Source organism: Larkinella knui (assembly GCF_003858645.1).
Lineage (GTDB): Bacteria > Bacteroidota > Bacteroidia > Cytophagales > Spirosomataceae > Larkinella > Larkinella knui.
The window spans coordinates 646,808-660,422 of the sequence record NZ_RQJP01000004.1; the positions used below are offsets into that span (position 1 = coordinate 646,808).

The 13,615-nt window shown below is 48.1% G+C and carries 11 protein-coding genes; all 11 read left to right on the forward strand.

The window, feature by feature from the left end; translation table 11 throughout:
- Positions 1 to 226: 226 nt before the first annotated feature.
- The 11 genes from EHT87_RS21075 (at position 227) to EHT87_RS21130 (ending at position 13,612) form a co-directional block, all read left to right on the forward strand.
- Positions 227 to 1,060 carry a MotA/TolQ/ExbB proton channel family protein gene (locus EHT87_RS21075; protein WP_124908633.1) on the forward strand — a complete coding sequence of 278 codons (834 nt, stop codon included), beginning with the start codon at positions 227 to 229 and terminating at the stop codon, positions 1,058 to 1,060.
- Positions 1,061 to 1,103: 43 nt separating this feature from the next.
- Positions 1,104 to 1,730 carry an ExbD/TolR family protein gene (locus EHT87_RS21080; RefSeq protein WP_124908634.1) on the forward strand — a complete coding sequence of 209 codons (627 nt, stop codon included), beginning with the start codon at positions 1,104 to 1,106 and terminating at the stop codon, positions 1,728 to 1,730.
- A 52-nt stretch (positions 1,731 to 1,782) separates the two neighbouring features.
- Complete coding sequence (locus EHT87_RS21085) at positions 1,783 to 2,310, forward strand: ExbD/TolR family protein (protein WP_124908635.1); 528 nt, start codon at positions 1,783 to 1,785, stop codon at positions 2,308 to 2,310.
- A 38-nt stretch (positions 2,311 to 2,348) separates the two neighbouring features.
- Complete coding sequence (locus tag EHT87_RS21090; RefSeq protein WP_124908636.1) at positions 2,349 to 3,176, forward strand: energy transducer TonB; 828 nt, start codon at positions 2,349 to 2,351, stop codon at positions 3,174 to 3,176.
- Between the two features lie 217 nt (positions 3,177 to 3,393).
- Positions 3,394 to 4,332, forward strand: a complete 939-nt coding sequence (locus tag EHT87_RS21100) for a PstS family phosphate ABC transporter substrate-binding protein (RefSeq protein ID WP_124908638.1) — start codon at positions 3,394 to 3,396, stop codon at positions 4,330 to 4,332.
- Between the two features lie 95 nt (positions 4,333 to 4,427).
- A complete protein-coding gene (locus EHT87_RS21105) occupies positions 4,428 to 6,197 on the forward strand; it encodes a tetratricopeptide repeat protein (protein ID WP_124908639.1) in 1,770 nt (589 codons plus the stop codon).
- A 159-nt stretch (positions 6,198 to 6,356) separates the two neighbouring features.
- The gene (locus EHT87_RS21110) at positions 6,357 to 6,944 is read left to right on the forward strand and encodes an adenylate kinase (protein WP_124908640.1); all 588 of its coding nucleotides are present in this window, start codon (positions 6,357 to 6,359) and stop codon (positions 6,942 to 6,944) included.
- Between the two features lie 31 nt (positions 6,945 to 6,975).
- Positions 6,976 to 7,986: a GTPase ObgE gene (gene obgE / locus EHT87_RS21115; RefSeq protein WP_124908641.1), complete on the forward strand. Its 1,011-nt coding sequence runs from the start codon at positions 6,976 to 6,978 to the stop codon at positions 7,984 to 7,986.
- A 45-nt stretch (positions 7,987 to 8,031) separates the two neighbouring features.
- Positions 8,032 to 10,761, forward strand: a complete 2,730-nt coding sequence (locus tag EHT87_RS21120) for a T9SS type A sorting domain-containing protein (protein WP_124908642.1) — start codon at positions 8,032 to 8,034, stop codon at positions 10,759 to 10,761.
- 197 nt (positions 10,762 to 10,958) lie between these two features.
- On the forward strand, positions 10,959 to 13,097 hold the full coding sequence (locus tag EHT87_RS21125; RefSeq protein ID WP_124908643.1) for a sialate O-acetylesterase: 2,139 nt from the start codon (positions 10,959 to 10,961) through the stop codon (positions 13,095 to 13,097).
- Between the two features lie 143 nt (positions 13,098 to 13,240).
- Positions 13,241 to 13,612, forward strand: coding sequence for an NADH-quinone oxidoreductase subunit A (locus EHT87_RS21130; protein ID WP_124908644.1), 372 nt, complete (start codon positions 13,241 to 13,243; stop codon positions 13,610 to 13,612).
- Positions 13,613 to 13,615 lie beyond the last annotated feature (3 nt).

Genomic DNA, 13,615 nt, shown 5'->3' on the forward strand with positions numbered 1-13,615 from the left:
ATCTTGCGTTAAAAACTTGGAAAAATCTAAAAAAGGTGGAATATTTTCTCGAATTAACAAAAAAATGACATAGCCGTTTGTATAATTTCAGATAGAAAATAGATACTTTTGTAGTAGGCTTCGAGAAAAGTCTGCCGAAATTTTATTCTACCAAAACGTTTCAATTTGAAATTTTCGTTTTCTTTACACAAAAAACCAGTTTCAATTTAACCCTACAGTTAGTCTAATGAAAACACAATCTCCAACTCCAGCACCAGCTAAAGCAGCAGCTCCCAAGAAAAAGTCGAGCGGTCTGAATCCGGTGTTTGTCATTCCCACTTTGTTTGTAATTGCTGTTTGCACGTACATGTTCGTATTCGGCGATGCCAGCCACTTCCAGGGCGGCAACAATGAAAACTTACCGGTCGACGGTGATTACTTTGGAATCATTTACAAAGGTGGGCCCATTGTACCCCTTTTGTTTACCTGTTTCTTAATTGTACTGGTTTTCTCAATTGAGCGTTTTATTACGATCGGCCGGGCCAATGGTTCAGGTTCAATCGACGAGTTTGTTCGGAAAGTAAAGGGTCAACTCGACCGCAATGAAGTGGATGCGGCTATCAAAGAATGTGACCGTCAGAAAGGTTCAGTTGGTAACGTTGTTAAAACGGCGCTGATCAAATATCAGCAATTGAGAACGGACACCGAACTGACCAAAGAACAGAAACTGGTGGCGCTTCAGAAAGAAGTAGAAGAAGCAACTACACTCGAATTGCCGATGCTGGAAAAAAACCTGACCATCATTGCTACGCTCGCTTCCGTATCAACGCTGGTCGCTCTGTTAGGTACGGTATTGGGTATGATTCGCGCCTTTAGCGAATTGGGTTCAACGGGTCAGCCAGATACCGCGGCTCTGTCAACGGGTATTTCTGAGGCTCTTGTAAACACGGCTTTAGGGATCGGTACGGCAGCTATTGCAACGATCATGTATAGCTACTTTACGAGCCGTATTGATGAGTTGACTTACAACATCGATGAAATCGGTTTGAGCATCCAACAAAACTTTGCCGCGCACAATTAATCCGCGTCAGGTAACGTTTTTACATCACAAAAAACAATAAACTATGCCTATCGTTAAGCCTAAACGGTCGAGACCTCACATGGACATGACGGCGATGTGTGATGTAGCATTCCTTCTTCTGACCTTCTTTATTTTGACGGCTCAGATCCGCGTTCAGGAGGCTGCTGAAATCAACCCGCCGACCTCGATCTCCGGTATAAAGGTGCCCGATACGGATATCATGACCATTAGTCTGGATAAAGACGGAAAAGTGTTCTTTGGTATCGACGGTCAACCCAATCGGGTTTCCATGCTCGAAAACATTGGTGAAGTGTACGGTATTTCTTTCTCGGATCGGGAAAAGAAAGCTTTTTCACTGCTGCCTAACTTTGGATTGCCGATCAATCAGTTGAAATCGTATTTGTCGTTGAAGCCTGATCAGCAAGGACAAATTAAACAACCGGGCATTCCCGTCGATTCAACGGCCAGTCTGCAAACCAACCAGTTGTCGCAGTGGGTTTTTAATGCCCGTAAAGCGAACAACAAACTGCGTATTGCTGTAAAAGGCGATAATCTGGCGAAATTTCCGAACTTCAAGAACGTGTTAAGTTCATTGCAATCGCAGAACATTAACAAGTTTAACCTGATCACAGGTACTGAAGCGCCACCCGCCGGCTGGACAAATGATTAATTAAGGTTAAACCACAAACTCACGCGATTCATCGCCTTAGATTCGTAAAACAATGGCAGATATCGACACCGGTGGGGGTGGTGGTAAGCATAAAGGTGGGAAAGTCCGAAGTAAAAAAGGGTCTACCCGGGTCGATATGACTCCGATGGTTGACTTGGGCTTTCTTCTCATTACGTTTTTCATTCTTGCCTCCACCTTAAGTAAACCGTCTTCGATGACACTGAACGTGCCTGACAAGACCGAAAAAGTTGAAACGGAGCCCATCAAGGCGTCCAAGGTAATGACGATTTTCCTGGGGAAAGAAAACCAGATCCATTACATTTTCGGAAAAGCCGCCAATGAAGACCCGGAATTAAAAACGGTTCAGTTTGGTCCCGAAATTCGGAATGCAATCCAGGAAAACAAGCGCAAAATCGGAGAGAAAGATTTTGTTGTGGTTATCAAACCGACCAAAGAATCGACCTACAAGAACCTGGTGGATATGCTGGACGAAATGGCCATTACGAAAACGAAGCGCTACGCTTTAGTGGATCAGATGACTCCCGATGAGAACAAGCTGATTGATCCTAAAATGAAGTAATGAACGGCCGTCAAAAGCCAATTCAATAAATTATCGCCATGGCAGAAGTAACGACTAATCCTGCAACACTCGATGATATCGTGTTCGCAGATCGTAACAAGGCATATGGTGCGTATGCATTACGGAAAGACTATTCCAGGACGGTTTATCGCTCGCTGATCATCGGATCCGTGCTGTTTCTCCTGGCAATGGCCACTCCTTCAATTATTTCTGTTCTGACTCCGAAAGAAGATGAGCAGGCCATGGTTGAAGTGGACCTAATGAAGTTACCACCTCCGCCCATTGATCCCAATGAACCGCCACCACCACCACCACCACCGGTCGAGCTACCGAAGGTGAATACGGTGAAGTTTCTCCCACCGGAAGTAAAACCGGATGAGGAAGTACCGGAAGAAACTCCTCCGCCAACCGTTGAGGAATTGAAAGAAGCCGTGGCGGCTGAAAAAACGCAGGAGGGTGACCCCAATGCGGAAGAAGTTATTGTGGCTCCTGAAGAAACGGCAGGCCCTACTAAAGTGGAAGCTGCTGTTGAGGCTGCACCCAAAGAAGATCAGATCTTTACGGTCGTTGAGCAAAATCCGGAATTCCCCGGTGGACTTGCTGCGATGGGTCAGTTTCTACAGAAAAACCTTCGCTATCCACCCGCAGCCTCACGGGCTAACATATCGGGTCGGGTGTTCGTAAGTTTCGTCGTTAATACCGACGGAAGTATTCAGGATGTAACCGTATTGAAAGGCCTGGGCTTTGGTACGGATGAAGAAGCGATGCGGGTTGTAAAAGCGATGCCGAAATGGAGACCGGGTAAACAGTCTGGTCGTCCGGTGCGGGTTAAATACAACTTGCCGATCAACTTCCAGTTGGAGTAAGGTTGCGAATGAAAGAAAAACCATCTGCAGATCTTTTCAGCCTGTATATTAATGTGCTGATGGGGTTAATATACCTGGGAGGGGGCATCTACCTGATTGCCTCCTCTCAGTCTTTTGGACTGTTGCCGACCGGAGCTTTTCGATATTTATTAGCGGGTTTGCTAGTTATTTATGGATTATTTAGGGCCTACCGGGGCATACAACGTTTGCTGTAGTTATGAACACACTGATTAAGGTTGGAATTGGGGTTGGATTAATCAGTCTGGTTGCCTGTTCAAATTCAGATCACCCACTGGATAATCCTACCCATGGCGAGATTTCAATCACAGCTGACGAGTCGCTGGAGCCCATGGTTGAGTCGATCTACAAGGCTTACGAAGGTGTTTATCCGAATGCCAAATTCAATGTTACCTATAAGCCCGAACAACAAGCTGTTACGGCGATGGTGCGTGACAGTGCAAGGCTGGTATTTTCGACCCGCGAATTGACTGACAATGAGAAATCGGTTTTTACGAAGCGGAAAATCAAATACAAATCGGAATTTATCGCCATCGATGGGATTGCCCTGATCGTTGGTCGGCAGAACCCCGATAGTTTGATTACGATGCCGGAATTGAATGCTATTTTTCAAGGGCAGATTACCCGTTGGGAACAACTGAAAAAAGGCGCTCAAAAAGGGCCAATTGTACTGGTTTTTGACAATAATAACTCCAGCAATCTGAATTTTGCGCTGGCGCGATTCAAGGTCAGTGATGTCAGCCGGATTAAAATTTTTACCGTAAATTCAAACAAACAGGTTATTGAGTATGTTCGTAAGAATCCGACGGCGTTAGGATTCATCGGCGTCAATTGGATTAGCGACGGAGACTCTCCTTTAGCCGCACAACTGTCAAAGAACTTGCGGGTTATGGGCGTGTCGGACAAGGCAAATCCAACGTCTACCGATGATTATTTCCAACCATTTCAAAAGAATTTAGGTTTAAAGTTATATCCCTTGCGCCGGAACGTATACGTTATTAGCCGTGAAGCGCATTCGGGCCTGGGAAGCGGTCTTATCAACTATATTATACGGGATGTTGGTGGATTATTGATCGAAAAAAGCGGTCTTTGGCCCGCAAAACCGTATAATCGGGAGGTGTTTTTGAAAAAGGAATAAAAAAAATTTCTCTTACCAACGCAATTTTATAATTTTGCATTTTGTTTTTTAATCTAGTAACCTATTTTTCACCCATTTCTCAACCTGAAATTGGCATGAATTTCCAAAAGAAAGCTCTGTTGACAGTGGTAGCCGCCGGTTTGTTTGGCTCATTGCAAGCGGTTGCCCAAGACGCACAATCGGGAGTGAAGGATCTGGAAGCAGGCCGTTATACCAAGGCTATCCAAACCTTTCAGGGTTTGGCAACCAGTGCTCCTTCTGCCGAAAACTATTTCTATCTGGGCTACGCTCAGTTGAAATCCGGTAATCCGGACGCTGCCAAACAAGCCTTTGAAAAAGGTGTAGCAGCTGACCCTAAAAACCAACTCAACAATGTGGGACTGGGTGGGGTAGCGCTGGCCAAAAAAGATGGCGCTACGGCCAAAACCCTAATCGATAACGCATTAAAAGAAACCAAAAATAAGGATATCGGTGTGTTACTGCGCGCTGGCGAAGTCTATACGATGTTCAGAAAGCCTGAAGAAGGAATGAGCGATCCGGCTGAAGCCATCCGGATTCTGACCATTGCCGATGAGCGGGACAAGAAAAACGAAAACGCCGACATTGAAATGGCGTTAGGTGATGCGTATACTTTGAAAAACGACGGTGGGAATGCCGTCACGAAGTACGAAAATGCCTTGTCGATCCGTCCAAATGATGCGGAAGCCAAATATAAAATTGGGAACACGTTCCTGCGGGCTAAAAACTATGCGGAAGCGCAGAAATTCTACGCCGAAGCAATCGCGGCTGATCCCGAATTTGCCCCTACGTATGAAGATTTAGCGGAAGCGTTTTTTGGCTCAAGAGCGTACAAGAACGCTTCTAAAAACATGGATCTGTATATCCAGAAGAGCCAGACAACGGACGTGAATAAACTGCTGCGTTCGGCTCAGTTTGACTTTCTGGCTGGTGACAATATGCGGGCTATTCAGAAACTGGATCAACTGAAAGGTAAAGTAAACAACCCGGTTATTCAGCGGATTTATGGCTGGGCTTATTCAGGTTCCGGAAAGTATAATGAGGCCATTCAGTCTTTGACTACCTTTATTCAGTCGGCTCCGGACAAAGTCATCTACGACGACTATAAATACCTGGGTCGTGCCTATGCACAGTTGGGAACGCCAGAAGGCGATTCATTAGCACTTGTAAACCTGGAAAAAGCGGCTCCGCTGGATACGACGGAAAACCTGTACCGGGAAATTGGAAAGACGCTGCAAGGTGCTAAAAAGTATGACGCAGCCGCAACTGCCTGGAAGAAAGCCATTGCGCTGGACACAGCCAAAGCTACGACCAATGACTATTTCCAACTGGGAATGTCAAATTATGTGCAGGGTAGCCGGGTTGGTCGTGACAGTACCATGCTCATGAACGGTGATACGGCGGCTATTCGCCAGGCCAAAGAAAAGTATTACGCAGCGGCAGATTCAGCTTTCCTGAAAGTGAATCAGATTACGCCTGAATGGTCGCCGGGTTATTATTTCCGGGCGTCGGCCAATTATTTTAGCGATACAAAAGGCGCGATGGCAACCGGTGAGCCGGTTCCGCTATACGAAAAATACCTTGAAGTTTCCAACAAGGAAATTGCTACCGATGCCGCTAAAAAAGAAGCCAACAAACGGTATATGATGACCGCTTATAAATTCCTGTCTTCGTATTATGCCAATAAAAACGATGCGGTCAAGTCACGTGAGTACCTGACAAAAGCCGCTGAATTGGATCCGAACGACAAGGATGTTCAAAATGCATTGAATCCGCCGGCACAACCAGCCGCGAAACCGGCTGCAAAACCAGCTGCCAAAAAACCGGCAGGAAAGGCAACGAAATAACCTTTATTTGTAGTTGTTTTGTAGAAAGAGGAACCACTCAAACGGTTCCTCTTTCTTTTGTCAGACACCTATTGATAAATACTTAGTGCGTAAAATGCTGTTTTACTGACAACAATTGTAATTTTGTGCGTAAACCTGCGCGTATCTTGCAAACCTTCTATGCTCAATCTTGTACTATTTGGCCCACCGGGTGCCGGAAAAGGCACGCAAAGTGAAAAATTAATTGCCCAATATCAGTTGGTGCATTTGTCAACCGGCGACTTGCTGCGCTCCGAAATCCGGGGAGGAACGGAACTGGGCTTGCGGGCCAAGATGCTCATGGATCAAGGCATTCTGGTTCCGGATGAGGTCGTCATTGGCATGATTGAGAATAAATTAAAAGAAAACCAATCAGCGGCTGGCTTCATTTTTGATGGTTTTCCGAGGACGGTTCCTCAGGCCGAAGCGCTCGATGAATTACTGGCGCAGTACAACACCCAGATTAAGGTGATGATCGCGCTGGTGGTGGATGAGCAGGAATTAACGAAACGATTGCTGATACGGGGTCAATCATCAGGACGTCCTGATGATCAGAATGAGGCATTGATCCATCGCAGAATAAAGGAATACAACGATAAAACAGCACCTGTAGCCAGTTACTACGAGTCGCAAGGGAAGTTCAAGGCCATCGGTGGAATCGGTAATATTGAAGAAATATTTCAAGCCATTTGTGAGAAAATTGAAACCGCCACTGCGAATGTTCGCTAGTAAATACAAGCGGCAGGGCTAAAACAGTAGCATGGCTTCATCAAATTTTATAGATTACGTAAAAATAAACATCCGATCAGGGGCCGGTGGTGCCGGTTCTATGCATTTTCGACGCGAAAAACACGTTGACAAAGGCGGTCCTGACGGGGGCGATGGCGGTCGGGGTGGACACATTATTCTGAAAGGAAGTTCGCAGCTCTGGACCTTATTACACCTGAAATACCAGAAACACATCAAAGCCAAACCCGGTAAGGGGGGCGAAGGAGGTCGGCGGACCGGGGCCGAAGGCGAAGATGTCATTATTGAAGTTCCGCTTGGAACCGTAGCCCGGCACGGTGAAACCGGTGAGCAAATGGCCGAGATCACGGAAGATGGCCAGGAAATCATTCTGTTACAGGGCGGCCGGGGTGGATTGGGAAATACCCACTTTAAATCGGCCACCAAGCAGGCCCCCGATTATGCACAGCCGGGTGAGCCGGGTCAGGAAGAATGGGTTATTCTGGAATTGAAATTGCTGGCCGACGTTGGTCTGGTTGGATTCCCCAATGCGGGCAAATCCACCTTGCTATCGGTTTTGTCGGCGGCAAAACCCGAAATTGCCGACTATCCGTTTACAACGCTGGTTCCCCAATTAGGCGTGGTGGCTTACCGGGATTATAAATCGTTTGTCATGGCCGATGTTCCGGGAATTATTGAAGGAGCATCGCAGGGAAAAGGGTTAGGATTACGGTTTCTGCGGCACATTGAACGAAACTCTATTTTGCTTTTTCTGGTGCCAGCCACCAGCGAAGATTGTGGGGCTGAATATGAAACTTTGTTGAATGAATTGAGGCAGTATAATCCTGAATTGCTTGATAAACAGCGACTGTTGGCAATTTCTAAATTAGATTTAATTGAGGAAACAGACTATAAAGCAGTGCTTGATCGTTTACCGGCTGATATACCAACGGTATTTGTCTCAGCTGTTCGTCAGCAAGGTTTGATGGAACTGAAGGATATGATTTGGAAAGCATTGACTCAATCTGAAAACCAAGTGTCATAAAATCGACAAGCGACCATCGCGATTGACTCAATCGGACGCTCAGCTATGAATAAAATACGACTATCTACAACGTTATTGAATTTCATTTTCCTCATGCTTCCGGCGCTGGCGCTGGCGCAGGTTCAGATTACATTTCCAAAATCACGTATGGTTTTTCAGCGAAACGGCGGCAACGAAGCAAGCCTCTGGATCGGTGGTTACTACACCTTGCCATTTACCCGGATTCAGGTTCGGGTAGAACCGATGGATGGTGGAACGCTGGTGGACTGGACAACCATTCAGGAAAATCCGAAAGGAGGAGCTTTCGCCGGCTCTGTCACAGTAAAAGGCGGATGGTATCGCCTGAAAGTACGTGGTCTGCAAGGCGAGCAATACATTGAAGGAGGAGGAGTGGAACGCATTGGGGTTGGCGAGGTATTCGTTATTGCTGGCCAGTCTAATTCGCAGGGATTTAATAACTACGGGGGGCCGGGGGCTGGCGATGACCGGGTCAGTTGTGTCAATTTTGGATCAAATAATGATCAGTCTCCTTTCGATCCGAATTTTCCCGAGTTTTCGCATTTGGATGCCGACAGCCGGATTTTTCCGCGGGGCTATTCCGCCTGGGGGTGGGGACGCCTGGGCGATCGACTGGTGTCACGTTTAGGCGTTCCGGTATTATTCTTCAATGCTGGCTGGCAGGGGTCGTCTTCCAAGAACTGGCGTGAAAGTGCAGACGGTATTCAGACCACGGAGGAATATACAAACACTGAAAAATATCCCGTCGGGCAACCGTATGGGAACCTGCGAACAGCCTTGAATTACTACATTCAGACACTGGGCATTCGGGCCATATTGTGGCATCAGGGCGAAGCGGATAACCAATTTAATCGCTCGACCGACGATTATGCCGCCAATGTTACTAAAATCGTTCAGAAAAGCCGCGAACACAGTGGTAAGGATATTTCCTGGATGGTCGCCCGGGTGTCCTATTCCGATCCCAATGGCACCGATGGCAATATCATTGCGGGTCAGAATAAGGTTATACAGACGGCGGGCAATGTGTTTGCCGGTCCTAATACCGATGCCATTCAGATACCGCGCGGGGCGCCCGGCCATCCCGACAATGACGGCGTACACTTCTTCGGCAACGGGTTGATTCAGTTCGCTGAAGCCTGGGATGCCAGCATGGATAATAACTTCTTCCAGAATTCCAGACCACAATCACCCACAGCCGGAGCAACCCTGACGGTTTCCTGCGGGGGCACGAATACCTTGTCGCTCCGGGTGGATGGAGGGTTTAACTCGATTAACTGGGATTCGGGCGGCAATGCCCAGAGCATAACCGTTGGAAGTGGTCGTTACATGGCTACGGTCAAAGACGGGCTTGGCAACACGCGTTTTACGGCACCCTATCAGGTTCCAAACCGCCCGGCAGTTACAGCCAGTGGTCCGACGACGTTCTGCGAAGGAGGCAATTTGACGCTGACTTCAACCTACGATAACACCTTTTGGAGTAACAATGCTACCGGAAAGACCATAACGGTTTCTACGGCAGGTAATTACCGCGCCGTATATCGTGATGCCGGAAACTGCGAGTTTACCTCCGATGAACTCCCGGTTAAAGTGAATCCCTTGCCGGCTCCACCAACGGCCAGAAACCTCGGCCAGGCGCGTTTTTGTGACCGGTTATCCACGACCCTCGAATCCACCGATGCTTTGGTTTACAACTGGAGTACGGGCGAGAAATCGAAGCAGATCGAAGTCCGAAAAGGAGGCACTTATTCGCTGACCGTTACGGATCAAAACGGCTGTACGTCCAAAGAATCCAACCAGATTCCGATCATTGTCGATCCATTACCCAGCCGTCCAACGGTGACCGCCGGTGGACCGACGACCTTCTGTGCCGATCAAAATGTGGCCTTAACCTCCACGGCCGAAGCCGGGTATGTTTGGGAAGGGGTAGCCGGACAGACGGGCCGTAGTATTACCATTAACGTAGCAGGCAATTATCTGGTCAGGACCCGCAATATTTATGGGTGTCTTTCTGATCCTTCCAATACCATTTCGATTCGGGTAAACCCCTTACCGACGCCACCCACGCTAACGGCCAGTGGATCCACGACGTTTTGCGACGGTGAGCGGGTAACCCTAACGGCCAGCGGTTCCCTGAAAGCGTTCTGGAACGTTGGCGATTCGACGCAAAGCATTGTTGCCACCCGATCCAATACGTATACCGCCCGCGTACGTGACGCCAATGGTTGTTTGTCACCCCCTTCGGCCGGTCTTGTTGTCGATGTGAAACCCGTGCCGACCGTCCCCATTTTAAAACAAATTGGAACGTATACGCTGGAAGCGGCTGGCACCCGGCAAGGTGATTATTACCGCTGGGAACGGGATAATGCCGTGGTTGACCCCCGTACGTCGATTATTAAAGCCAACCAAACCGGCACCTACCGCGCCCGGGCCTTTCTAGCCTACGATAATGGGCTGGTCTGTGCGTCGGACTTCTCGGCGCCACTCGCTTTTACGCTGATTATCGACAACGATGGCTTGAGCGTTTATCCGAATCCGAGCCCAACGAAAGAAATAACCATTGAAACGCTGGAAGATATCACCAATGCAACCGTTACCCTGACGACCCTGAGTGGACAGGTCTTGTGGGTTGCGAATGTGACCACATTTAACGAAAGAAAATACTGGAATTTTTCGACCGTTCCGTCGGGGCAATATATTTTGACGGTTCGTTCGCCTACATTCAAAGTGTCGAAACGGCTTTTGATTGGGGGATTATAGGGATTTGTTTCGAGATCAGCCCCGTGGAATGCGTTTCACGGGGCTGTTTTGTTTTCCGGTAAAAAAGCCGAATCTTTGTTAATTGAAGAATACGAAAGAAGGGAAGGCAGTCTTTTTTGTGCCAGTTAAAAGCGATACAAGAATCAGATAACCGAAAATTAAGAGAGATTGAATTGAGAACGATTACTTGTTAACGAATGAAATTCACCGTACTTACCCGGGTGCTTGGCATAGCGGGATTTTTGTTTTTTGGGAATACTGCCCTTGCTCAACTGAAAATAACGTACCCGGTAAGTCGTGCGGTTTTTCAGCGCGATCAAAGTAATAACAGTACTATTTACGTGGCCGGAACGTATGCGCAGCCCGTTACGAAGGTAGAAGCTCGTCTGGTAATGATGAGTGACGGACAGGGCAACGATACCGACTGGCAAACCATCCAGACCAATCCGCAGGGAGGCATTTTTCAGGGCTCGTTGAAGGGAAGAGGAGGCTGGTATCGGCTGGAAACCCGGGCCTGGCAGGGCAATACGCTCGTAGGGCAGGATAATGTGGCTCGGATTGGCATCGGCGAAGTCTTCATTATTACGGGGCAATCCAACGCGCAGGGATTTCAACAGAAAGGCGCGGAAGGGGCCACCGACGACCGGGTGAATTGCATCACCTATGACAATTCCGTTGCTAACTCACTCGATAATCCGCCTTCGCTCAGTTTTCGGCAACTTGGCGCCGATGCGCTCGTGGGTCCACGGGGGCAAAGTGCGTGGTGCTGGGGTTTGCTTGGCGATATGATTACCCGCAAATACAACGTCCCCGTATTGTTTATCAATACCGCCTGGGCCGGAACTGCCATCCAGAACTGGATTGAAAGCTTCGACGGAAAGACGACTAAAAATATTTTTATCGACCAGAATTTGCCCGCCGGAATGCCCTACGGGAACTTACTGATTGCGTTGCGGTATTTCAGTTCATTGCAAGGTTTGCGGGCGGTGTTGTGGCAGCAGGGCGAAACCGATAATCATTTGCGGCTTCAGCAGGAGCAGTATAAAAATTCGATGCAACTGCTCATTAACAAAACCAGATCCGATACCAAGCGGTATCCCAGCTGGATGCTGGCCCGGTCTTCCTATAATTTGGGACGGGTCGATCCCGGCATTATTGCCGCTCAGAATCAGGTAATTAACACGTTCAACAACAACGTTTTTGCCGGGCCGGAAACCGACCGGATTCAAATACCGCGCTATGATGCCGTCAACAACGATGGTGGAACGCACTTTGGTGGCGACGGTCTTCGTCAGTATGCCGAGGCCTGGTTTGCCAGCATGGACGAGCGGTTTTTTACGGGAGCCATTCCCCTGCTGCCTCTGCAAACGCCGGCCTTAACGGTCGCTTGTGCATCTACGAACCAGGGCGTCAACCTGAGTTTGCAGACGGAAGTCCGGGATAAAGACAATACGTTATTTCAGCTGACGAATATTACCTGGAGTAATGGCCAGAAAGGAAGCTCGCTGGCGGTAACCGCTCCCGGAACCTACTATGCCATCGCCAAAGACGAGAGTGGGACTACATTCATTTCCCCATCGGTTACCATTTCGGCTCCGCTGGTGCCCGTGGCACCAGTCATCACACAAGCCGGAACCCAGCAGGCCTGCGCCGATTCGACGTTTACGTTTTCGACCGATAGCCCGATCGCTAACAACATTATTTGGAGCACCAACGCCAATACCCGGCAACTCACCACCGGGACCGCAGGTACATATACCGCCCGCGCCGTAAATCTGTACGGGTGTACGTCGCCGGTTTCCGAACCGGCCAGTCTCGTCATTCAGCCCAAACAGGCTCCGCCCCTGGTTGAACAGCGAGGGCCTTTTTCATTGCAGGCTTTGCCCCCGGCCGGAGCCATCGTGGCGAAACGGCAATATGACTGGAAAACGGGATCCAGTATCGTTTCGGGGAATGCAGACGTCATAAAAGTTACCCAAAACGGTGCGTATTCGGCTCGTTCAAAAACCACCTTTACCATCGGAAACAACTCGGTGGTGTGTTATTCCCTCTTCTCGAAAGACGTTAACTATGTGAGTAACGAAAATGCAGAAAATGGCATCATCGCCTTTCCAAATCCTTCCGTTGACGGCATTGTACGGCTTGAAATAAAGGAAAATATAAAAAATGCGACGATAACGGTCTCCACGCTGAGTGGTCAGGTGATTTACACAACCCTGCTGCCGGTTTTTGACAATCAGCTGGCTATCAATTTGTCAACATTTTCACCGGGAAATTATATTGTACGGGTAAAAGCTGATGGATACAAGGCAACCCGGCGGGTTTGGATAAAATAACGGACTGAGTAAGAAACAAAGCGGGTCGTTCATGCAGTTGGAAGACCCGCTTTGTGTTGATAAATCCGCTCTTATGTGGTAAATTTGAAAGATAATTTCCCGTTTGAAATATCGTTACCTTACAGTGCTTTCTGTAACCTGTTATGAACATAGCCTATTTGCCTTCTGATTATCTGCCCATTTTTATCCAATTGGGGTTAGCGCTGGGATTTATCGTCACCACGATGATCGTTACCCACAACATCGGTCCCAAGCGGAGCAGCCAGAAAAAAGACGCGGCATTCGAATGCGGTATTCCATCGGAGGGCGACGCCCGGACGCCGATTTCGATCAAGTATTTCCTGATTGCCATTCTTTTTGTACTGTTTGATGTTGAAGTTATTTTTATGTATCCCTGGGCCGTCAATTTCAAAAATTTAGGCATGGCAGGGTTCGTTGAAATGATTCTCTTTATGGGATTGCTGCTTGCCGGTTTCTATTACATCCTGAAAAAAGGAGTTTTGAAGTGGGAGTAAACC

Excerpts from the sequence above, each read along its gene's own strand:
- EHT87_RS21075 (WP_124908633.1), top strand. The coding sequence starts at position 227 with ATGAAAACACAATCTCCAACTCCAGCACCAGCTAAAGCAGCAGCTCCC.
- EHT87_RS21080 (WP_124908634.1), top strand. The coding sequence starts at position 1,104 with ATGCCTATCGTTAAGCCTAAACGGTCGAGACCTCACATGGACATGACG.
- EHT87_RS21085 (WP_124908635.1), top strand. The coding sequence starts at position 1,783 with ATGGCAGATATCGACACCGGTGGGGGTGGTGGTAAGCATAAAGGTGGG.
- EHT87_RS21090 (WP_124908636.1), top strand. The coding sequence starts at position 2,349 with ATGGCAGAAGTAACGACTAATCCTGCAACACTCGATGATATCGTGTTC.
- EHT87_RS21100 (WP_124908638.1), top strand. The coding sequence starts at position 3,394 with ATGAACACACTGATTAAGGTTGGAATTGGGGTTGGATTAATCAGTCTG.
- EHT87_RS21105 (WP_124908639.1), top strand. The coding sequence starts at position 4,428 with ATGAATTTCCAAAAGAAAGCTCTGTTGACAGTGGTAGCCGCCGGTTTG.
- EHT87_RS21110 (WP_124908640.1), top strand. The coding sequence starts at position 6,357 with ATGCTCAATCTTGTACTATTTGGCCCACCGGGTGCCGGAAAAGGCACG.
- obgE (WP_124908641.1), top strand. The coding sequence starts at position 6,976 with ATGGCTTCATCAAATTTTATAGATTACGTAAAAATAAACATCCGATCA.
- EHT87_RS21120 (WP_124908642.1), top strand. The coding sequence starts at position 8,032 with ATGAATAAAATACGACTATCTACAACGTTATTGAATTTCATTTTCCTC.
- EHT87_RS21125 (WP_124908643.1), top strand. The coding sequence starts at position 10,959 with ATGAAATTCACCGTACTTACCCGGGTGCTTGGCATAGCGGGATTTTTG.
- EHT87_RS21130 (WP_124908644.1), top strand. The coding sequence starts at position 13,241 with ATGAACATAGCCTATTTGCCTTCTGATTATCTGCCCATTTTTATCCAA.